17 protein-coding genes are annotated in these 19,352 nt (G+C 40.8%); 14 read left to right on the forward strand and 3 right to left on the reverse strand.

Annotated features, from left to right (window positions below; translation table 11 throughout):
• Nucleotides 1-79 precede the first annotated feature (79 nt).
• From NSS76_RS05270 to NSS76_RS05300, 7 genes are all read left to right on the forward strand, one after another.
• Entirely contained in the window at nt 80-1,249 is a 1,170-nt protein-coding gene (locus NSS76_RS05270) for an MFS transporter (protein ID WP_024425484.1), read from the forward strand.
• Between the two features lie 65 nt (nt 1,250-1,314).
• Nucleotides 1,315-1,593 (forward strand): barstar family protein, encoded by a 279-nt coding sequence (locus tag NSS76_RS05275; protein WP_024425485.1) that lies wholly within the window; start codon nt 1,315-1,317, stop codon nt 1,591-1,593.
• A gap of 161 nt (nt 1,594-1,754) precedes the next feature.
• Nucleotides 1,755-2,705, forward strand: a complete 951-nt coding sequence (locus tag NSS76_RS05280) for an ABC transporter permease (RefSeq protein WP_044335810.1) — start codon at nt 1,755-1,757, stop codon at nt 2,703-2,705.
• A complete protein-coding gene (locus tag NSS76_RS05285) occupies nt 2,698-3,648 on the forward strand; it encodes an iron chelate uptake ABC transporter family permease subunit (protein ID WP_024425487.1) in 951 nt (316 codons plus the stop codon). The genes NSS76_RS05280 and NSS76_RS05285 overlap by 8 nt, the downstream gene beginning before the upstream one ends.
• Nucleotides 3,639-4,397: an iron ABC transporter ATP-binding protein gene (locus tag NSS76_RS05290; protein ID WP_044335807.1), complete on the forward strand. Its 759-nt coding sequence runs from the start codon at nt 3,639-3,641 to the stop codon at nt 4,395-4,397. The genes NSS76_RS05285 and NSS76_RS05290 overlap by 10 nt, the downstream gene beginning before the upstream one ends.
• 21 nt (nt 4,398-4,418) lie before the next feature.
• On the forward strand, nt 4,419-5,363 hold the full coding sequence (locus NSS76_RS05295; RefSeq protein WP_044335805.1) for a siderophore ABC transporter substrate-binding protein: 945 nt from the start codon (nt 4,419-4,421) through the stop codon (nt 5,361-5,363).
• 138 nt (nt 5,364-5,501) lie between these two features.
• Nucleotides 5,502-6,455: an LCP family protein gene (locus tag NSS76_RS05300; RefSeq protein WP_024425490.1), complete on the forward strand. Its 954-nt coding sequence runs from the start codon at nt 5,502-5,504 to the stop codon at nt 6,453-6,455.
• A gap of 71 nt (nt 6,456-6,526) precedes the next feature.
• Here NSS76_RS05300 and NSS76_RS05305 read toward each other — a convergent pair whose 3' ends face one another.
• The gene (locus NSS76_RS05305; protein ID WP_044335801.1) at nt 6,527-6,889 is read right to left on the reverse strand and encodes a hypothetical protein; all 363 of its coding nucleotides are present in this window, start codon (nt 6,887-6,889) and stop codon (nt 6,527-6,529) included.
• A gap of 156 nt (nt 6,890-7,045) precedes the next feature.
• On the opposite strand from NSS76_RS05305, the gene NSS76_RS05310 reads away from it, so the two are divergent.
• Nucleotides 7,046-7,663, forward strand: coding sequence for a TVP38/TMEM64 family protein (locus NSS76_RS05310; protein ID WP_024425492.1), 618 nt, complete (start codon nt 7,046-7,048; stop codon nt 7,661-7,663).
• On the forward strand, nt 7,663-8,175 hold the full coding sequence (gene lepB, locus NSS76_RS05315) for a signal peptidase I (RefSeq protein WP_044335799.1): 513 nt from the start codon (nt 7,663-7,665) through the stop codon (nt 8,173-8,175). The genes NSS76_RS05310 and lepB overlap by 1 nt, the downstream gene beginning before the upstream one ends.
• 38 nt (nt 8,176-8,213) lie before the next feature.
• On the opposite strand, the gene NSS76_RS05320 is transcribed toward lepB, so the two are convergent.
• Nucleotides 8,214-9,359 carry an AbrB family transcriptional regulator gene (locus NSS76_RS05320; RefSeq protein WP_044335798.1) on the reverse strand — a complete coding sequence of 382 codons (1,146 nt, stop codon included), beginning with the start codon at nt 9,357-9,359 and terminating at the stop codon, nt 8,214-8,216.
• A gap of 266 nt (nt 9,360-9,625) precedes the next feature.
• Between NSS76_RS05320 and NSS76_RS05325 the strand changes: the two genes are divergently transcribed.
• The 3 genes from NSS76_RS05325 to NSS76_RS05335 are packed head-to-tail and all read left to right on the forward strand — an operon-like array spanning nt 9,626 to nt 11,348.
• A complete protein-coding gene (locus tag NSS76_RS05325; protein ID WP_024425495.1) occupies nt 9,626-10,048 on the forward strand; it encodes a BlaI/MecI/CopY family transcriptional regulator in 423 nt (140 codons plus the stop codon).
• Nucleotides 10,041-10,880, forward strand: coding sequence for a M56 family metallopeptidase (locus NSS76_RS05330; protein WP_024425496.1), 840 nt, complete (start codon nt 10,041-10,043; stop codon nt 10,878-10,880). The genes NSS76_RS05325 and NSS76_RS05330 overlap by 8 nt, the downstream gene beginning before the upstream one ends.
• A gap of 57 nt (nt 10,881-10,937) precedes the next feature.
• Nucleotides 10,938-11,348 carry a DoxX family protein gene (locus tag NSS76_RS05335; RefSeq protein ID WP_024425497.1) on the forward strand — a complete coding sequence of 137 codons (411 nt, stop codon included), beginning with the start codon at nt 10,938-10,940 and terminating at the stop codon, nt 11,346-11,348.
• A gap of 197 nt (nt 11,349-11,545) precedes the next feature.
• On the opposite strand, the gene NSS76_RS05340 is transcribed toward NSS76_RS05335, so the two are convergent.
• A complete protein-coding gene (locus NSS76_RS05340) occupies nt 11,546-11,992 on the reverse strand; it encodes a ferritin-like domain-containing protein (protein WP_044334155.1) in 447 nt (148 codons plus the stop codon).
• 152 nt (nt 11,993-12,144) lie between these two features.
• Here NSS76_RS05340 and addB point away from each other — a divergent pair, with 152 nt between their 5' ends.
• Nucleotides 12,145-15,654, forward strand: a complete 3,510-nt coding sequence (gene addB, locus NSS76_RS05345) for a helicase-exonuclease AddAB subunit AddB (RefSeq protein ID WP_341081139.1) — start codon at nt 12,145-12,147, stop codon at nt 15,652-15,654.
• Nucleotides 15,632-19,336: a helicase-exonuclease AddAB subunit AddA gene (gene addA / locus NSS76_RS05350; protein ID WP_341081141.1), complete on the forward strand. Its 3,705-nt coding sequence runs from the start codon at nt 15,632-15,634 to the stop codon at nt 19,334-19,336. Before addB ends, addA begins: the two co-directional genes overlap by 23 nt.
• Nucleotides 19,337-19,352 lie beyond the last annotated feature (16 nt).

The following is a 19,352-nucleotide window of genomic DNA, read 5'->3' on the forward strand; positions in this document are numbered from 1 at the left end:
TGTCATTTTTGGATGTAGGAAGTAAGCCAAATGGTGTGTACACTGTTCTCATATGCAATGACATAGAGGAGAGAGTCAAATGATTTCAGCATCCAAAGAAGAAACGGCACACCTATCCATCATCCCGTTTATTTTCGTTTTACTTGGTCTTTTTATGATTACGATTGCTGTGAATCTGCAAGTGCCCCTTTATACGGCGTATGCAGAACAAGCAGGGTACGGAAAGGCGGCAACAGCACTTGTATTTGCCGCGTATGTCTTCGGACTTATTCCAGTTTTGCTTTTTCTTGGCGGCATTTCTGACCGAGCTGGACGCAAACCGATTTTATTGGTTGCGCTTGGCTTTTCGTTATGTGCCACCTTGTTGATGATTGTACACCCTTCCATACAGGTGCTCTTTGCTGCCCGGCTCTTGCAAGGTGTCGGACTTGGTCTTAGTGTTGGAACATGCACCGCATATTTGATTGCTTTATATCCAGAGAAGTCAGGCTGGATTCCAACTTTTATTGCACTATGCAGTTCGGTTGGATTTGGGGGCGGTGCTCTTTTTACAGCACTTCTTTCTTTTCAGCGTGTGTCGCTCACGCCGCTTAGCTATTGGATTGTGCTGGCCTTTTTAATCTTAACCATGATGGGTGTCTTCTTTTTTGTGCCGCCTGTCCAAGGAGATACAGGCAAACCGATGATGAACATGCCAAGATTTCCAAAAGGAACAATGCCGGCGAATGCAGCCATTGCTATCGCATGGTCGGTGTGCGGCCTTGTCATTTCGATCTTGCCAGCACAGCTTAAACTAAATGGTTATGAATTGTGGGTAGGGCCAGCGCTCTTTTTAATTAATATGGCAGGTGTCCTGATGCAGCCCTTTGTGCGTAAGATGAATAGCAGCACAGCGCTCCTTTTGGGGTTTATCTGTCTTCCATGCGGATATGGCCTCTTACTATACGGTGCAAACAGCGGATCTATTTTCCTTGTGCTTGCCGGAACGATGCTGGCGGGTACTGCCTGCTATGGATTTACTTATTTAGGTGGCCTTCAGCTCATTGTTGAGCGAGGGAAAAAGGAGGCGGCTAGAGCCGTTGCAGGATATTACTTGTTTGCCTATTTAGGGCTTGGTATTCCGAGTGTCTTTGTTGGCCTCTTCGCTGATATGTATGGTACTCAGATCGTGTTAACCCTCTTTTTCTTGATCGTTTTGGCTGCCTGCCTCATTCTCTTGATCTCAGGTATCAGGCAGAAACAAAAGTAAGATGTCCAACTTTCTCTTTCTCCTCCAATTCGTTTAAAATATAGAGAGGAGAGGGGAAGATGAACATGAAAAAAGTGCAGCTTGACGGTGCAGCGTGCAGGTCGCAAGAAGAGCTTCATGACCAGCTAAAAACAGTTTTACACCTTCCTGACTATTACGGAAAAAATCTTGATGCCCTTTGGGACTGTTTGACAGGAGAGGTGGCTCTTCCAGTAGAACTGACATGGGTGAATTTTCAAACGAGCAAAGACGCTCTTGGTGATTATGCTGAGAACTTGCGTCAGTTATTTCAAGAAGCAGAAGAAGAACTGAATGGACAATTTCAATTTGATATTCAATCATGATGAAAAAAGCAGCCGCTGCCGCAGGCTGTTTTTTTGAGTTTGCGTCTTTTTCATACCGCTATTGAATATTTCACTAGATGTGATAATATATGAACTGTCGCTTAATTGATAATGATAATCATTTGTGGCGGATAGAGCTTGATAGAAAGAGAGAAACCTGTATGAAATTGTATCAATTAAGTTTGTTATTTGTATGTTTGGCATGTATATCTCTGTTTGTCGGTGTACAGGATCTGTCCATTTTAGAGCTGTTTCATTTAACAGATGAACAAGTGCACACGTTAGTTTCAAGCCGCCTCCCGCGTCTCGTGAGTATTGTGCTTGCTGGTATGAGCCTTAGTTTATGCGGCTTTATTATGCAAAGCATGACGAGGAATAAATTTGTTTCACCAACCACTGCAGGAACGATGGAGTGGGCGAAGCTTGGTATTTTAGTAGCAATGCTTGTTTTTACACATGTGAATCCACTTATGAAAATGGGGATTGCGTTTCTATTTACTTTAGGTGGGAATCTTCTTTTCTTAAAAATCCTGCGGCATATTAAGGTGAACGATACGATTTATGTACCATTAGTCGGCTTAATGTTTGGGGGGATTGTCAGTTCAATATCTACGTTTATAGCCTATAAATATGATTTGATCCAAAACGTATCCGCATGGCTTCAAGGAGATTTTTCTCTTATTGTCCAAGGGCGTTATGAACTGCTCTATGTGAGCGTTCCACTATTGATCATTGCGTATTTATATGCTGACCGCTTTACAGTGGCAGGCATGGGCGAGAGCTTTGCCGTTAACTTAGGTTTAACGTATAAACGTGTGATGGCGGTTGGTTTGGTGATCGTTTCAATGATTACGTCTGTCACCATTTTAACTGTCGGAATGCTGCCATTCCTTGGATTAATCATTCCGAATATTGTTTCGATCTACCGCGGCGATCACTTGAAAAAAAGCCTCCCGCATACAGCTTTACTAGGAGCTATTTTTGTTCTGATTTGTGATGTGCTCGGAAGGGTGATCATTTATCCATATGAAATATCAGTTGGACTCATGGTAGGCATCATCGGAAGTGCGATCTTCCTGTACATGTTATTAAGGAGGAAACGCTATGCATAAGAAACGTATATTATGCCTGATTGCAGCCATTGCAGCCGTGTTGATCGTAATTTTTATTACCTTTCAAATGGGGTACTGGCCGTACACAGTCCCAAGTCGTTTAAAGAAAGTGCTTGCGATGACATTAACGGGAGGCGCGATTGCCTTTTCATCTGTTGTTTTCCAAACTTTGACCAACAATCGAATCTTAACGCCGAGCATATTGGGTTTAGACGCACTGTACTTGTTTTTGCAAACAGCGATTATTTATGTGTTTGGGTCGACTCATTTAATGATCGTCAATAAGAATTTTAATTTTTTCCTTTGCGTTGGGCTGATGATACTATTTTCTGTGCTGCTGTATACAGTCATGTTCAAACGCAAAAATAAACATATTTTCTTGCTTCTGCTTGTTGGAATTGTGTTTGGGACATTGTTCAAAAGTCTTTCTTCGTTTATGGAAATGCTGATCGATCCGAATGAATATCAAGTCGTACAGGATAAATCCTTTGCAAGCTTTAATCACATGAACACGGACATCTTACTGATTGCTTCTGTTTTATTTGCGGCGCTGTGTGTGTACATTTGGACATTCCGCTCCAAATTAGATGTCATGTCTCTTGGTAAGGAGCATGCGGTGAATCTAGGCATTGACTACGACAGTGTCACAAAAAAGATGCTGATCGTAATAGCTGTCCTTGTGTCTATCGCAACGGCACTTGTCGGACCGATTACGTTCCTCGGCTTACTCGTCGTAAACGTCGCACGAGAGCTTTTTCGGACATACCGGCATACATACTTGCTATTAGGCTCTTTTTTTATTAGTGTGATTGCCCTTGTAGGCGGAGAATTTCTTGTAGAAAAGGTATTTACTTTTCAAACGCCGCTTAGTGTGTTGATTGATTTAGTCGGCGGACTGTATTTTATTTATTTACTGTTAAAGGAGAGTCGTTCATGGTCTTGATGAAGGGCGTCAGTAAGACGTATAACGGAAAAACAGTGCTTCACGACACAACAATCAGTGTGAAAAAGGGACAGCTGACCTCTCTCATTGGTCCGAATGGTGCGGGGAAAAGCACGCTTTTATCCATTATGAGCCGGCTGATTCAGCCAGACTCAGGTGCAGCTTATTTAGAAGACAACCTATATAGCGCATACCCTCCGCAGGAACTTGCGAAGAAGATGAGTATTTTAAAGCAGGCCAATCATATGAATGTGCGGCTGACCGTTCGGGAGCTTGTCAGTTTTGGCCGTTTCCCTTACTCACAGGGCCGTCTGACTAAAGAGGATGAGAAGATGATCGATGTGTCCCTCCAATACATGAAGCTTGCTGATATCCAGCATCAATATGTAGAAGAACTGAGCGGTGGACAAAGACAAAGAGCCTTTATTGCAATGGTGCTGGCGCAGGATACAGATTATATTTTTTTAGATGAGCCTTTAAACAATTTGGATATGAATCATTCTGTCGAGATGATGAAGCTCTTTCAGCAGCTCGTCAAAGATCTTGGGAAAACAATTGTTGTCGTTCTTCATGATATTAACTTTGCTTCTGTGTATTCCGATCATATCGTCGCCTTAAAAGATGGACAGGTTATTAAAGAAGGTGGAGTGGACGAAGTGATTCAAACAGATGCACTTGAACAAATTTATGACATGCGCATACCGATTGAAGTTATTCGCGGTGAGCGTATTTGCTTATATTTTTCTTAAAAAATAAAGAGGTGATCACGTATGAAAAAATGGATATGGATGATGACTGTATTAACAGCGATCGTGGTACTCGCTGCCTGCGGAAATCAAGGAAAAACAGAAGGAATTAAAGAAGAAACTGTGACGGTAAAAGACATGCTGAATAAAGATGGTGTAAAGATCAAGAAAAACCCGAAAAAAGTGGTCGTGTTTGATATGGGAAGCCTTGATACGCTAGACAAACTAGGTGTGAATGTAACAGCTTTACCGAAACAAGTGGTGCCTAAATATTTATCTAAATATGAAGGAGACAAATATGAAAATGTCGGCGGATTAAAAGAGCCGAACTTTGAAAAAATTGCAGAAATCAAGCCGGATTTAATCATTATCCAGCACCGTCAAGCAGATGCATTCGATGAATTTTCTGAAATTGCCCCTACGATTTATATGGATGTAGACAACGCCAATTATATGGAATCATTTAAAAAGAATGCCACAACTTTAGGCAAGATTTTTGATAAAGAAGACAAAGTCAAAGAAGAACTTGCTGCCATTGATCAAAAAGTGGATGCTTTAAAGAAAGAAGCAAAAGAGTTAAAGAAAAATGGACTGGTGATCATGGCGAACGACAGCAAAATGACAGCCTTTGGTCCTAAGTCAAGATACGGTCTCATCCACGATGTGTTTGGTATCACATCGGCAGATCAAAATCTTGAGCCATCTGATAAACACGGACAAAGCATTTCGTATGAATACATGGTCAAAACGAATCCAGATTATCTATTTGTCGTTGACCGAGGCGCAGCGATCGGAGAAGAAACGTCTGCGAAACAGCTTGTTGAAAATGATTATGTGAAATCAGTGAAAGCAGTCAAAAACAACCATGTGGTGTATTTGAACTCTGACATGTGGTATTTATCTGGCGGCGGCCTTGAATCATTCACTGCCATGATTGATGAAGTAAAACAAGGAATTAGCCAAAAATAATGGACGAAAGCTGCTCATCTTGAGCGGCTTTTTTATTGTGGATTCATAAAAATATGTTGCATGCAGGAAACTTTCATCAAAATATGTTATAGTGGAACCTACATTGATAGACTAAGATAGAGTGAGGGTTCGGAAAGGATGAAGGAAAAAAGATCAAAAAGAAGACTAAGGCCTTGGGTAAAAGCCGTGCTGTTTATCATGGCATTTGTCATGGTGATGGCAGTGTCCGTGACTGGATACGCATACTATAAAATTTCAAAAGCGTCGAATAAGGCGCAAGTATCATTAGAAAGAGGAGACACCTCGCAAAAGCGTGTGAAAGCTTTTGATCCAGGAAAGGACAGCTTTTCGGTGCTGCTGCTTGGAATTGACAGCCGTCCAGGTGAAACGGTAGACGAAGCAAGAAGTGATGCGGTCTTACTGGCGGCGGTGAATCGAACAGACAAAACCATTAAGCTTCTCAGTATTCCTCGTGATGCTTATGTGGATATACCGGGGAGAGGATATGATAAAATTGCTCACGCCCATGCGTTTGGGAGTGCAGATTTGTCAGTCAAAACGGTCGAAAACCTATTGAACATTCCTGTAGACTATGTGATTTCCGGGAACTTTAAGGCGTTTCAAGACATTGTGGATGAGTTAAATGGAATTGACGTAACGATTAAAGATGAAGGCATCGCAAAACAAATGGAAAAGGATTCAAAAGGGAAAGTTCATGTGCAAACAGGAACACATACGTTAAATGGTGAAGAAGCTTTAGCCTTTGTGAGAACGAGAAAGGCTGATAGTGACCTCATGCGCGGAAAACGCCAAATGGAGGCACTTCAAGCCATCTTCGAAAAATCTAAATCGATTTCTTCGATCCCGTCATATGACAACATCATTGATACGCTTGGTGATAATGTCTCAACCAATCTTTCCATGAAGCAGTTCATCGGTCTTTTTCCATTACTGAGCTCATTGAAATCAGTGGATACGATTCAGCTAAAGGGCCATGATTATCAGCCTGGGAATGTGTATTACTTTGAGTTAGATGGACCAGGATTAGAAGAAGTTAGAACAGAGCTGAGAAAACAGCTTGAATTATCATAAATAAGAAGGAGCCTGCCGCCGCGGCAGGCTTTTTTCTTTGCATGGGTACCACGCCGCATTTTAGCAAGAAGTTAATTTGCTTGATGCAGAAAATATCCAGTCAGCAGTTCCTCTACCCGGTGACGTATACGCGGATTAAAGTATTTATGCTTTTCTTCATAGCCATTTATGATAAATAGATACGTTGTAAATCCTTCATCGTGTTCAATTTTCTGTACTTTCATATTTTCTTTACGTAAATGCTGCTTCAGTTCGTAAAGTGCTTTCTGTGCTTCCTTTAACACGGAGGTCACAAGCTGAATGTATGGTTCATTTAATTTAAATGTTTGATGTTGTTTTAAGTGTGTCAGATCACGATTGAGGATGGAGATGACCATTGGGAGAAAGATGGCCTGTTCCATCATCTGAAGCTGTATTCTTGATAGTCTCGTCATGTCCAAGCCTGCTTTCTTTAAAAATAGAACAAATGTTCTTATTTATTATATCGAATGAGTCAAATAATCTCAAGGGGGCGAGTGGGATTCATTTGTATATTTTTATGTTTTCCATGTAAAATGAAATGTAGACAAACCTTGAAGGAGTCAAACAAGTTGACATCATTTCTTTCTCTATTTACTCATGAAAATATCACATCATTTTTTGAAAGCTACAAGGCCTTTGGACCAATTGTCGCTATATTGCTTCCTCTGATTGAAGCATTTCTTCCGTTTTTACCACTCGTGGCGTTTGCGGTGGCAAATGCGAATGCATTCGGCCTTTGGGAAGGCTTTTTATTAACCTGGATCGGTGCAAGTGCAGGTTCTATTCTTGTCTTTTTACTGATCAGAAAATTTGGACAGATGAGAATGCTGAACTTTATCAGCAGACACCCTTCCATTAAGAAATTAATGCTTTGGGTAGAGAAACGGGGATTTGGTCCGTTATTTATTTTACTCTGCTTTCCTTTTACACCTTCCGCGGCTGTCAATGTTGTCGCAGGCTTATCAAGAATTAGCATGTGGCAATTTTCATTAGCTGCTTTAGCTGGTAAGTGTGTCATGCTCTTTATCATTAGTTTTATCGGTTATGATCTTTCTGCTTTAGTAAAGAATCCGTTAAGAAGTGTTTTTGCGGTTCTAGTTATCGTTTTATTATGGTATGTTGGAAAGAGAGTAGAAAATAGGTTGAACATTCGAATGAGCAAGCGTGAGGACAAAGGAGGCTCTTAATGAAAAAGAAGCCATTGCTATGGTTGATGATTATTACATGCATCGTCTTATTGTTCCAGGTAAAGAATTTCATGTTTGTGAAGTATAAAGTAGAAGGGGTTAGTATGGACCCCACATTTACAGATGGAACAGAATTATTAATCAACAAGTTCTCGCCAAAACTCACGAAAATTAGCCGGTTTGATTATGTGTTATTTCACGGCCCTAAAAATCAAATTTTGATCAAAAGGGTCATTGGGCTCCCAGGAGAATCGATCAAGTATGTAGATGATCAGTTATTTGTCAATGGGGAAAAATGGAAAGAACCCTATTTAAAAGAGCAGAAAAAACATAAAATGGGGAATGTCCTGACAGGAGATTTTCAGCTGAAAGCCATCACAGGACAAGATAAAATCAAAAAAAACCATTACTTCGTAATCGGAGATAACCGAATACATAGCTTCGACAGCCGGCATTTTGGAACGATTTCAAAGGAGCAAGTAGTTGGTGTCAAAAGAAATCAGGATGAATAAAAGAAGAGACGCTCTGCACATGCAAAGCGTCTCTTTTTTTATTTTGCGGCTTTATATTCAGGATGTCTTTTTGCCCAGACATGATGTAAGAATCGAAAAAACGGTGGCAGCATCGCAATGACAAGAATGATTCTAACGACTTGTACAGCTACTACAAAGGTTGAGTCCTCATGGAGTGTGACTGCTGTTGTTGCCATTTCTGCAATACCGCCAGGCGAAAAGGCAAGAATGGCTGTAATGACAGAAATGCCTGTGACCTCTGCAATGGCAATTGAACTGAGAACCGTTGCAGCAATCAATCCAGCTGAGCTGACGACGGCTACAATTAACGTGTTTTTTAGCCCGACAAACATCTGTTTATTCATTTTTGAACCGATGGTTGCACCGAGAAATACCTGTGATGCGATATTCGCTTGTGCTGGCCAATAAGGAATCAAATCATGACCTATGAGCGCACCTGCACCTACTTGAAGAGCTGCAACTCCTAACATGCTGCCAATCAGCCAAGGGGCAGGGAAATGAAGCCGAACCGCGAGGCGTGAAATAAGCCAGGCACCTAAAATAAGTGCAGCAGTCCACGAGATATTTGACAGGGTGAAAACGCCGGATGAAAAGGCGCTCCCTTGCACGGTTGCAGCTGCATCCGCTGGATTTTTTGTATTTAAATAGAACACCGTAAATGGGATGGTAAGTACCACCATTAATACACGTGTTGTTTGTACGAGACTGACAACGGCTGTATTTGCTCCAACCTCTTGGGCAATCCCTGGCATAGCAGATAAACCGCCTGGGGCTGTTCCGACAAAGCTGGTCAGCATATCTGTTTTACTCAGCTTCCATAAGGCAAAGCCAGAGAGCATCGCCAGTAGAATAGAAAAAACGAGCATGAAACTCACAGGGAGCCAATGTTCAGCAAAAATATGAAGAACTTTCATGTTCATTTTCTGTCCGAGTTCGATTCCGAGAATGAATTGACCAAGGAGTAGCCATCTGCTGTGAATACGCAAGGTGTTGTTTCCTTTACGCTGAAACAGGGTGGGACGTCGCATGGCAATAAATGCAGCTGTGATTAATGTACCGACCATCCAGCCAATAGACATTCCTGTTAAAGACAAAAGAAATCCACCTAAACCGCTTATCGCGATCAAAATGAGATCGGTTCGAAGGCTGTTTCCTTGTTTCATCACATGTAAACCTTCTTCCTATAAATTTGTTCAGTAAGTGAAATGTTGTTATCTTTACTATAATACAAAAGTCTTTATAAATAAAATACGAATTTTTTTACCTTTTTCATAAGATTATCTTATCAAGAGCAAGATAGCCTCTTGATAAAAGTAAAGATATAATTTTTACCAAAAACAAAAACAATATACAACGATTTTCCCCTATTTTAGTTATCAGTTGACTATCATTTTCAATTACACTACAATCCTTAGTGTGAGGTGATTACATGAAAATTCCTTCTTTTAAATATAATGAAAAGGGATTGAATCGTTTTTTCGGTCCTTTAGAGGGAAGAATTATGGAAATCCTTTATCAAGGTGAGGATATGCCGATTAAAGAAGTGCAGCAGAAGCTGTCAGATGAAAAGCCGATTAATTTCAACACAGTGATGACTGTGCTGAACCGCTTAACCGAAAAGGGAATTGTCGAGAAGAAAACAAAAGGGCGTTCATCTATTTATAATCCCATTTTAACAAAAGAAGAATTTCTAAATGAGCAGACAAAATGGATTACGCAAGGGCTGATGGACGATTTTGGTCCACTGGCAGTGAATCATATGGTGGATGCAATTGAAAGTGCTGACCCTGAATTACTCAAAGTGCTTGAAGCAAGGCTGGCATCCAAAAAAGAGGAGCAGCAAAATGAATAAAATGAAATCGAGCCTGCTATTTTTAAGCGGTATATTGATTGGTTTAACGATTTTTTATCAGATGGGGTATTACGTGCTTTCAAGCTTTTTTGGCTGGAATCAAGCATATAATCTCATTCATGTATGCCAGTCTGTTCTCGAATTCTATGGATTCACTCCTTTGAAATATTTTCTAGATGCTTTAGTCCTCTATACACTGGGATTTGCAATTTTTTATATGACGAAGCAAATCAAAACGTACATTCAATTCAAGCAAAATCTGATGCTTGCAGTCGATTACCAGTCTACCGAATCTTTATCTGAAAAATATGCAAACGACATCATTGTGTTTCATTGTCATGAACCGCTTGCTTTTGCCATGGGGATGCTTCATCCAAAGGTCTACTTATCAACATCTCTCATGGACATGCTGGATGAAGAGGAAATTGATGCTGTTGTTCATCATGAATTGCACCACAAATACAGCTACGATCCTTTAAAGGCTTTCACATTCTCAATGCTTACAAAAGTGATTTGGTACATTCCAGTGTTAAAGCATATGAGACAAAGCTATTCCGTTTTTCGTGAAGTGATCGCAGATGACTACGCGATTCGGCAGACAGGCACTGAGCTTGGAGTAGGGCAAGCCCTTTTGAAACTGATTAAAAAGAGAACGCAGTTTCAAAAACAAACGAAGTTTGCGGTATCCTTTGGAGATCGGGCATTGAATTTAAGAATACAGAAGATCTTAAACCCAACATACAATATTCCTTTCAATGTACCCATCATTCCCATTGTCACATCAACGATTCTCATGGTGGCCTTAATCATTATGCTTAATCTAAATTACTAATTTTTTTTACTTATTAACATTACATTATGTAGTGTAAAAACAGGAGGAAATCACTATATGAAAACGAATCAAGAAATAGGAACACTTTTCGTACGTGTTATTTTAGGTATCATCTTCTTTCTACACGGACTTCAGGCATATCAAGGAGGTCTGGGAGGAACAGCGGCATTCTTTGGACAAATCGGTATACCGGAATTTATGGCCTATATTGTGAAGACAATTGAACTGGTCGGTGGTATCGCCTTGATTTTAGGTCTAGGAACACGTATTTTCGCAGCCTTATTTGTACCCATTATGGCTGTGGCGATTATGACGGTTGGTTTTTCTAAAGGATTTGTTGGCGGTTATGAATTTGAACTATCGCTGCTTGTCATGGCGCTTTATTTAACACTTAGCGGCAGTAAGATGCTGTCCATTGATGGGATGCTAAAACATCAGCAGCAAAGCAATGAAGCAAAATTTCATTAAGCGATCATGAAAAAAACTCCTTCTGCTATTTGTGGCAGAGGAGTTTTTTTATTTATCAAATTGTCGTTTTCACGTTTGAAAAAGTGAAAGAGATGAGAGGTTTGCTGAGAATCGTCCTTTATTTTATAGATTGAATGAATAAAAAGACAATTTCATTTTTTGACGGAACATACGATCTCCTATTAAAATAGGACTATCTAAGACACATGGTGCGTTAAAAGATATAAAAACCATACAGCATGCTGCTGTTCATCTTGAGCGATACGTTTCATCAGCTCTTTTGTTCCTTGATCCCGGACATAATCTGATATCGTTAAGTAAAAATCGACCGTTCTTTGTTCATCTTTAAATGCGAAAAGAAGCCCTTCTCTAAATTGATCTGGACAAGGTTCTGTTATGCTTGGTTTGTGGTTTTTACCTGTTAAAGAATAATATAGCTTTGAAAATAGTTGATAGTGTCTGACTTCATCCTGGCGTATTTCTTGAATGATTTTTTTTGCCTCAGGAGTTTTTGCTCTTTGGGCAAGTTTTTCGTAGCATTGGATCGCAGAATATTCACCATTGATTGCTTTTTCAAGATCTGAAATGATTCTTGTGTTTTGGCGCATGTCATATGGTGAGTAGTCATAATAACCGTAATACATGATATTGCCAGCCTCCTTTGAGTTCATGATGGTTTATGATATGAGAAGAGTAAGGAAAGGTGCCTATATCTTTTTAGGAAGGAGAAGGGGAAAATAGCTATTTACTTTTATTTTCGCTAGAATATGAGTACATAAGAAAGGTGTTGTGGAGCGTGGAGATTCAGTTTTTAGCAGGCAGATCGGGGAGTGGGAAAACGACTGCAATCTTAGAGGAAATCAAAGAACAGCTTCGGCTTGATCCGTTGGGTCCGCCAATCATTTTTTTAGTCCCGGATCAAATGACATTCTTAATGGAATACGAGCTTGCAAAAACGTCTGAAGCTGGCGGGATGATCAGGGCCAAAGTATTTAGTTTCACGCGTCTTGCTTGGTCTATTTTACAGCAGACTGGCGGAGCGAACCGGCAATTTGTGACAAGCACAGGAATTCAAATGCTTTTAAGAAAAGTGATTGAAGAGGAGAAAGAAAAGTTTAAGGTATTCAAAAAAGCGAGTGATAAGCCGGGGTTTGTGGAGCAAATCGAAAAGACGATGGCTGAGTTCAAGAGATACTGCATGCTGCCGGAGGATATTGAAAAAATTTCATTATCGAGCATGCATTCAGAGTATACAGAAGAAAGACGGGCAGCCGAGAAATTGCATGATCTGCATGTTCTTTATCAGCAGATGGAGCAGCATTTACAAGATGAATATGTGCACTCAGAAGACTATTTGACACTTCTCACGCAGCAAATTCCTTTATCTGAAGAAATAAAAGGAGCACACATTTATATAGATGGTTTTTATCAATTTACACCACAGCAGCTCCTCGTCATTGAACAGCTTCTGCTGCATGCTGAGAAAATAACGGCTGCTTTCACAGTGGATCGTTCCTATCATGATAAGCAGCCAAATGAACTTGATTTATTTCGTATGACAGGTAAAACGTATTTCCAGCTCTATCAGCTTGCCAAAGAGTGCGGAGCGGCCATTTCTGAGCACATTTTGGAGGGAAATAACCGTCATCTTCATACGCCGGATCTTGCTTATTTAGAACAGCAATATGAACAGAGACCGGTGCAGCCATATCAGGAAGTCACTCCTCATCTCACAGTATCTAAAAGTGCAAGTAAACGAGCTGAAATTGAGGGAGTAGCGAGAGAAATTCTTCATTTAGTGAGAGAAGAAGGACTTAGACTGCGAGATATTTCGATTGTAGCGCGGCATGTAGACGACTATAAAGATACGTTAAAAGAGGTTTTTCGAGATTACGATATTCCTTTTTTTATTGATGGAAATGAATCGATGCAGTATCATCCGCTCATTGAATTAATTCGTTCGAGCTTGGATGTCATAAAAGGAAACTGGCGGTATGAGGCCGTGTTTCGATGCGTGAAGACAGAGTTCTTATTTCCGCTCGAACTTGCCAAAAACAAAGCGAGAGAACAGGCAGATCAGCTTGAAAACTACTGTATTGCTTATGGTGTAAAAGGAGAACGCTGGACAAACGGCTCTCGTTTCCATTACAGGCGGTTCCAATCCTTAGATGAGGATTTTGGACAAACAGATCAAGAAATTGAAATGGAACAGATGCTGAATGATGTAAAGGAATGGATCGCACCTCCGCTTTTCCAATTGCAAAAAAGGCTGAAAAAAGCGCAAAAGGTCAAAGACATGGTAGAGGCAGTCTATGTCTTTTTAGAGGAAATACAAGTGCCGGATAAACTTGAAAAGGCTAGGCTGGAAGCTGAAGAAGCAGGTAGATTAGCTGAAGCCATGCAGCATGGACAAGTATGGGATGCTGTTATTCAATTAATGGATGAATTTGTTGAAATGCTCGGTGAGGAGGAGCTCTCATTTCCTTTATTCCAACAGATGATGGATACAGGATTGGCCTCTTTAAAATTCGCTTTAATTCCGCCTTCACTCGACCAAGTATTTATCGGAAGTATGGATTTATCCAGAATGTATCAAGTGAAGTGTATGTTTATCATTGGGGTAAATGATGGCGTTATTCCCGCACGCCCTTCTGACGAAAGTGTATTGTCTGAGGATGACAGGGAATGGTTAAAACGAGCAGGAGCAGAGCTGGCAGAGACAGGAAAGGAACGGCTGCTAGATGAGCAATTTTTAATTTACCAGGCGCTGTCGAGTCCATCTCATCATTTGTATCTGTCTTATTCAGTGTCAGATGAAGAGGGGCGCTCTCTATTGCCTTCGACTCTTATCAAGTATTGTCAGGAGCTTATGCCAAATCATGAGCATGCTTTGTATGTGTTAGACCCGGAACAACTGGATGACAAGGAGCAATTAAAATTTGTAGCGAATGAGCATGTCTCGTTATCGTATACTGTCTCGCAGCTACAGCAATGGCTCAACCAATATCCCATTAGTGGTGTATGGTGGAGTGTCTATAATTATTTGATGACGTCATCTCATCGGGATGTATCAAAAAACATCTTGTCGAGTTTGTTTTTTACAAATCGAGCGAAACGCTTAAAACCAAACGTCATAAAAGAACTTTATGGTGATCACATTCAAGGCAGTGTTTCAAGAATGGAGAAATTCAATGCGTGTGCATTTTCTCACTTTGCTTCCCACGGGTTAAAACTAAAGGACCGGCAATTTTATAAATTGGAAGCACCCGATATCGGCCAGCTGTTTCACTCGGCCTTAAAGCATATTTCAGATACGCTTGTTGAACAAAAAAAGGATTGGAAAAACCTAACGAAGGATGACTGTGTCAACTATTCAAGACATGCAATCGAACAGCTTGCTCCGCGTCTTCAAAAGGAAATCCTATTAAGCTCTAACCGGCATGCTTATATTAAAGAAAAACTCCAGAAAATCTTGATTCGAGTCTCTTCTATATTAAGTGAGCATGCAAGAGTGAGTGGATTTTCTCCCGTTGGGCTTGAGTTAGGCTTTGGCGGCCAAGGACCACTTCCGCCGTTTACTTTTCAATTGAAAAATGGCTGCACGATGGAGCTTGTCGGAAGAATTGACCGGGTGGATAAAGCAGAAGGTTCAAAAGGGCTGCTGTTGAGAATCGTCGACTACAAATCGAGTGAGAAAGGTCTTGATCTAGCAGAAGTATACTATGGGCTGGCCTTGCAAATGCTCACATACTTAGACCTGACCATTACGTATTCGAAGGAGTGGCTCGGTGTAGAAGCAACACCAGCTGGCATTTTATATTTCCATATTCATGATCCGCTCATTCAAGCACCGATTCCGCTTGCAGAGGATGAAATTGAGCAGGAAATATTCAAGAAATTTAAAATGAAAGGTCTATTGCTTGAAGATGTAGAAGCGGTAAAGCTAATGGATCAAACGCTTGAATCAGGAAGATCACAAGTCATTCAAGCCGGCTTGAAAAAAGATGGGTCTTTCCGTTCTGACTCTGCTGTTTTAAGTGAAGATCATTTCCATATACTCACACAGCATGTTCGGCGCACGTTTGAAGAGGCCGGCGAAAGAATTACAAATGGCGAGGTAGCCATTAATCCATATAAATTGAAGGATCAAACACCATGCCGCTTTTGTTCATTTAAGTCTATTTGCCAATTTGATGAATCGATAGAAGATAATGAATTTAGAGTGCTTTCATCTGAAAAGGATGATGTTGTGATAGACCGGATCAAAAAAGAAGGGGATCAGTATGCAAATACCAAAACCGAATAACAGTACTTGGACGGATGACCAGTGGGAAGCCATCGTTTCAGAAGGACAAGATATCCTTGTTGCGGCGGCGGCAGGGTCAGGTAAAACAGCTGTTTTGGTTGAACGGCTGATTCGAAAAATGACCCGTCCTGAAGATCCAGTTGATGTGGATCGTCTGCTCGTTGTGACTTTCACAAATGCATCTGCGGTAGAGATGAAGCATCGGATCACAGAAGCACTTGAAAAGGAGTTAGCCAAAAACCCCGGGTCCCTTCATATGAGAAGACAGCTGTCGCTCATGAATCGTGCCAATATTTCCACCCTGCACTCCTTTTGCTTGCAGGTTTTGCGCACCTTTTACTATGAGATTGACCTTGATCCAGGCTTTCGTTTGGCTGATCAAACAGAAGGAGAATTATTAGGAGATGAAGTGTTAGATGAACTGTTTGAGGATGAATATAAGGCTGGAAAGCCAGCGTTCTTTGAACTGGTTGATCGTTACACTTCTGATCGTCATGATTTAGACTTGCAATGGCTTGTGAAGAGAATTTATGAGTTTTCCAGATCTCACCCTTCACCTGAGCAATGGATGAGGGCATTCCTTTCTCTTTATGATGTAGATGCTCAAACAAAAGTAGAACAATTACCGTTTTACCCATATATCAAAGAGGATCTTTCTCTCGTTTTTCGAAGCTGTCTGGAACTGCTCGAACGAGCCCTCACCCTATCAAAAGAACCGGGCGGGCCGGCACCGAGAGCAGAAAATTTTATAGATGATTTAGAGCAAGTCAATGAATTAATCAGGCACCAAGATGATTTTGAGAAGCTTTACGAGCTTTTGCCAAACATCAATTTTAAAAGGCTCAAAACATGTAAAGGGGACGAATATGACCCTGTGCTGTTAGAAAAAGCCACAGATGCACGCAATCAAGCAAAAAAACATTTAGAAAAGCTTAAAGATGAATACTTTATGCGCAGTCCGGCCCAGCATTTGAAAAGCTTAGCTGAAATGAAGCCGGTGGTCGAGACACTTGTGGAGCTTGTCATCCAATTTGGACAGCGTTTCGAAAGAGCGAAGCAAGAAAAATCAATCGTGGATTTTTCGGATTTAGAGCATTATTGCTTACGCATTTTAGCAGAGCAGGACGCGGAAGGAAATTTGATCGAAACAGAAGCGGCCAAGTACTATCAACAGCAGTTTGAAGAAGTACTCGTTGATGAATATCAAGATACAAACCTTGTGCAAGAAACGATTTTAAAGCTTGTATCTAAAGGGGAACATGCTGCAGAGGGCAACCTGTTTATGGTTGGTGATGTAAAGCAGTCCATATATCGTTTTAGACTGGCTGAGCCCATGCTCTTTTTAACCAAATATAAACAATTTACACCAGACGGCAAAGAAACAGGGAAGAGAATTGATTTAAATAAAAACTTCCGCAGCCGTTCAGATGTGTTAGACAGTACGAACTTTTTGTTCAAACAGCTGATGGGGGAAACAGTTGGAGAAATTGAATATGATGAACAAGCTGAATTAAAGCTTGGAGCGAGTTATCCAGAAAGCGAAGATACAACGACAGAAATGCTTCTTGTACATTTAGATCAACAGGAAGCAGAAACTGACGAAGAGCGAGAAGAGCTAGAAACCGTACAGCTTGAAGCGAGAGTCATTGCTAAAAAAATAAGACAATTAGTAGAGCAGCCATTTCAAGTGTACGATTCAAAACAGCAAATGACTCGTAACTTGCAGTATCGGGACATTGTGATTTTGCTTCGCTCCATGCCGTGGGCACCGCAAATGATGGAGGAATTGAAGAAGCAGGGAATCCCTGTGTATGCGAATCTTTCCTCTGGTTATTTTGAAGCAACAGAGGTGTCTGTGATTCTTTCTCTGTTAAAAGTCATTGATAACCCATATCAAGATATCCCGCTTGCAGCTGTATTAAGATCACCAATTGTTCATTTAGACGAAAATGAAATGGCACTGATCCGCACGAGTGATAAAAAAGGCACCTATTATGATGCTGTGAAAGCATTTATGAGTGGGACTCATTCAGATCACCCTACATGCAAAAAACTAGAACGATTTTTCAGGTTGTTGCGTAAGTGGCGTGATTTCTCTATGAATCATTCAGTAGCGGAATTGATTTGGGAAGTATACCGCGATACGCAGTATTTAGATTACGTCGGCGGGATGCCTGGAGGCAAACAGAGACAGGCGAATCTCCGTGCTCTTTATGATCGAGCGAAGCAGTATGAAAAAGCTGCTTTTAGAGGGCTGTTCCGTTTTCTTCGCTTTATCGAAAGAATGCAGGAGCGTGGAGATGATCTTGGGGCGGCAAAAACGTTCAGTGAAACAGAGGACGTTGTTCGCATGATGACGATCCACAGCAGTAAAGGATTAGAATTTCCAGTCGTCTTTACCGCAGGACTCGGCAGAAACTTTAATATGATGGACTTAAACCAGTCCTACTTGCTTGATAAAGAATTAGGCTTTGGAAGCAAATATATTCATCCAGAGCTGAGAATTAGTTATGCAACATTACCGCTTGTTGCGATGAAAAAAAAGATGAGGAAAGAGCTATTATCTGAAGAGCTGAGAGTTCTATATGTAGCGCTCACAAGGGCTAAGGAAAAATTATTTCTTGTCGGCTCTGTCAAAAATCAGGTGAAGGCATTAAGCAAATGGCAAAATGCTGCAACCGGAGAGGACTGGCTCCTCCCTGATTTTGAACGTTATCAATCGAAAACATACTTAGATTTTATTGGTCCTGCTCTCATCCGTCACCAAGCAATGTCATCTATTTTAGAAGAAACAGGTGATGTTGTTCTTTCGCACCCATCAGCATTCACAATCTCATTTACTCAAGCTTCCGATCTTCTAAAAGAAGATATGTCACTTGAAAAGAAGCAGCAAGATGAGGTGGTACAAGCATTGATGGACGGCTTACCTGTTGAAGGTTATGGTGATGCTGATGAGAAAGTAGCAGAGAGACTTTCATGGAGATACCCGTATCTAGCGGCCTCACAAGTCGGCACAAAGCAGTCTGTTTCAGAGATAAAGAGAATGAAAGAAATACAGGATGAGTACAGTGTTCCTTCTTCTCTTAGAAGAGCTCATGCAACGTTGTATGACCGGCCGGCTTTCATGAAGAAAAAAGCACTCACTGCCGCAGAGCAAGGCACCGCAATGCATACAGTCATGCAGCATATTCCGCTTTCTTCTGACGAGCCCCTCGATGAAATCCGTATACATCAGCTGCTCGATTTCTTACAGCAGCGAGACTTGCTAACAAATGAGCAAGTTCAGTCAATTGATCAAGAAGGAATTTCAGCTTTTTTCTCTACTTCTATTGGTCAAAAGCTGCTGAAAGCGGACTGGGTGAAACGAGAAGTGTCATTTAGTATGGTGTTACCTGTTAAAGAGGTATACAGCCATATTGATGCAGAGGGGGAGCCTGTCCTTATTCAAGGGATGATTGACTGTTTATTTGAAACGGATGGAAAACTATATTTACTAGATTATAAAACAGATAGAGTGCAAGGCAGATATACAGGCGGTCTTGAAGCAGCTGTACCTATTTTGAAAAAGCGCTATGAAACTCAAATAGCGTTGTATGCACAAGCGGTGGAACGTTTAACAAACAGAACATTAGAGGAGAAAATTCTTTATTTCTTTGATGGGAATTTAGAAATTTCATTATAAATGTATCGGAATGAGA

The sequence above is a fragment of the Bacillus sp. FSL R5-0654 genome (assembly GCF_038008745.1).
In the GTDB taxonomy this organism is placed as follows: domain Bacteria; phylum Bacillota; class Bacilli; order Bacillales; family Bacillaceae; genus Bacillus; species Bacillus safensis.

Excerpts from the sequence above, each read along its gene's own strand:
- NSS76_RS05335 (WP_024425497.1), top strand. The coding sequence starts at position 10,938 with ATGAAAACGAATCAAGAAATAGGAACACTTTTCGTACGTGTTATTTTA.
- NSS76_RS05340 (WP_044334155.1), bottom strand. The coding sequence starts at position 11,992 with ATGTATTACGGTTATTATGACTACTCACCATATGACATGCGCCAAAAC.
- NSS76_RS05330 (WP_024425496.1), top strand. The coding sequence starts at position 10,041 with ATGAATAAAATGAAATCGAGCCTGCTATTTTTAAGCGGTATATTGATT.
- NSS76_RS05275 (WP_024425485.1), top strand. The coding sequence starts at position 1,315 with ATGAAAAAAGTGCAGCTTGACGGTGCAGCGTGCAGGTCGCAAGAAGAG.
- NSS76_RS05305 (WP_044335801.1), bottom strand. The coding sequence starts at position 6,889 with ATGACGAGACTATCAAGAATACAGCTTCAGATGATGGAACAGGCCATC.
- NSS76_RS05320 (WP_044335798.1), bottom strand. The coding sequence starts at position 9,359 with ATGAAACAAGGAAACAGCCTTCGAACCGATCTCATTTTGATCGCGATA.
- lepB (WP_044335799.1), top strand. The coding sequence starts at position 7,663 with ATGAAAAAGAAGCCATTGCTATGGTTGATGATTATTACATGCATCGTC.
- NSS76_RS05295 (WP_044335805.1), top strand. The coding sequence starts at position 4,419 with ATGAAAAAATGGATATGGATGATGACTGTATTAACAGCGATCGTGGTA.
- addA (WP_341081141.1), top strand. The coding sequence starts at position 15,632 with ATGCAAATACCAAAACCGAATAACAGTACTTGGACGGATGACCAGTGG.
- NSS76_RS05290 (WP_044335807.1), top strand. The coding sequence starts at position 3,639 with ATGGTCTTGATGAAGGGCGTCAGTAAGACGTATAACGGAAAAACAGTG.
- NSS76_RS05280 (WP_044335810.1), top strand. The coding sequence starts at position 1,755 with ATGAAATTGTATCAATTAAGTTTGTTATTTGTATGTTTGGCATGTATA.
- NSS76_RS05300 (WP_024425490.1), top strand. The coding sequence starts at position 5,502 with ATGAAGGAAAAAAGATCAAAAAGAAGACTAAGGCCTTGGGTAAAAGCC.
- NSS76_RS05325 (WP_024425495.1), top strand. The coding sequence starts at position 9,626 with ATGAAAATTCCTTCTTTTAAATATAATGAAAAGGGATTGAATCGTTTT.
- NSS76_RS05270 (WP_024425484.1), top strand. The coding sequence starts at position 80 with ATGATTTCAGCATCCAAAGAAGAAACGGCACACCTATCCATCATCCCG.
- NSS76_RS05285 (WP_024425487.1), top strand. The coding sequence starts at position 2,698 with ATGCATAAGAAACGTATATTATGCCTGATTGCAGCCATTGCAGCCGTG.